Genomic DNA, 1,478 nt, shown 5'->3' with positions numbered 1-1,478 from the left:
CATCGCAGCCCGGACCGGTGACAGTGAATAGAGCCGTGGCAGCTTGCTCCTGTAGTCTGCCTTCTCTTCGTTTCTCAATCCAACTGTCGCGCCGCGATGGTTTGCGTGCACGTTTTTGATAATCGATGGCCTCGCTGTTGGTCTTCACCTTGGGAGCAGGTAGCGGGTCCTGTTGAGCCTTGATCAAAGACAATACATCGCCCAGCCGCTTGTTCTCGGTCACGGCCGCATGGGTGACACGCTGATCCTTGTCGAACATTGTGTAGGGTAGGGTTACGCCTTTCCAACGCATCTCCAAACGTCCGTCGGCAAAGGCGTAGGTGTCGATATATTGACCGACGAGACCCCGACTGAGTTCATTCTCCTTCAGCATGATGCGCTTGCGCTCATAGGAGAATGCCAGTTGCTCTCCGACATAGCGTTGTTCGCGCTTGCACAGGATATCGCGCAATCTATCGGGAACAACATTGAGTGGCCGGTGCAGATTGTCCGGCCTGATTGGAGCAACAGAGAACCTTTCGTTGAACGCGTCCTTAAAGTCCGGCAGGAAAGCATTGCCGGTGGCCATATCGCTGATACCAGCCAGTCGCATCTCCTTGACCAGGCGATCCTGCAAGGTGCGGTTGACCCGCTCAACACGGCCTTTCGCCTGGCTCGAATTGGCGCACAATATCTCGATGCTGAGCTCTGATAATGCCCGGCCGAACTGGGTCATCCCCTGGCCGTTCACGGCTTCCTTCTTCGCTACACGAAATACCGAATGCTTATCGGAATAGAATGCGACCGGACGTCCATGCGTCTTCAGATAAAGCTCCAAAGCCTCGAAATAGGTGAAAGCGCTTTCCGAACGCACAAACAAAAGCTGCATCAACTTGCCCGTGGCATCATCGATAAAGACGAGCAATGTGCATCGGTCACCACGATCCTCAAACCAGCGATGATCGCTGCCGTCGATCTGAATCAATTCGCCATAACATTCCCGGCGCAGTCGAGGTTGGCGAAACGTCCGGCGCTGTTTGCGTGACAGCCATAAACCATCATCCGCCATCCATTTGCGCAACGTCTCGCGTGATACCGAAAATCCTTGTTCGACCAGCTTCTCGGTCGCCAGCGTCGGCCCAAAGTCCGCATAGCGTTCCCGAACCACCTGCAGCGCAAGGTCTCGCACGCCATCCTTGATCCGGTTGTTCGATCGTCGGCCGCGGCTGCGATGTCGCAGCGCCGGAGCGCCTTCAAGACAGAAGGTCCGCATGATCCGCTGCACCTGACGCACGCTCAGCGACAACACAATGGCCGCCGACGCAATCGTCCGGCGGCGCTCCACAACCTCTGACAAAACCTCGATACGGTGCAGTTCGCGTTCGCTCATCAAAATCAGGCCCAAAATCCGCATCCCATATCTCGTTGCACTCAACAAGAAGGTGACACAGCGACGTTTCTACTTTGCAGAAACAGGACACTTTAACTTTGCGGCTACA

General features: G+C 55.4%; 1 protein-coding gene. It reads right to left on the bottom strand.

Annotation, left to right across the window (positions count from 1 at the left end):
* Positions 1–1,384 (bottom strand): ISNCY family transposase (locus BLU05_RS25810; RefSeq protein ID WP_175540761.1); only part of this gene is annotated, 1,384 nt, incomplete at its 3' end.
* Positions 1,385–1,478: the final 94 nt, after the last annotated feature.

Origin of the sequence: Phyllobacterium sp. OV277, assembly GCF_900104355.1 — a bacterium.
In the GTDB taxonomy this organism is placed as follows: Bacteria; Pseudomonadota; Alphaproteobacteria; order Rhizobiales; family Rhizobiaceae; genus Phyllobacterium.
The sequence above is the reverse complement of the archived record's forward strand: the minus strand, read 5'-3'. Positions and strand labels throughout refer to the sequence as shown.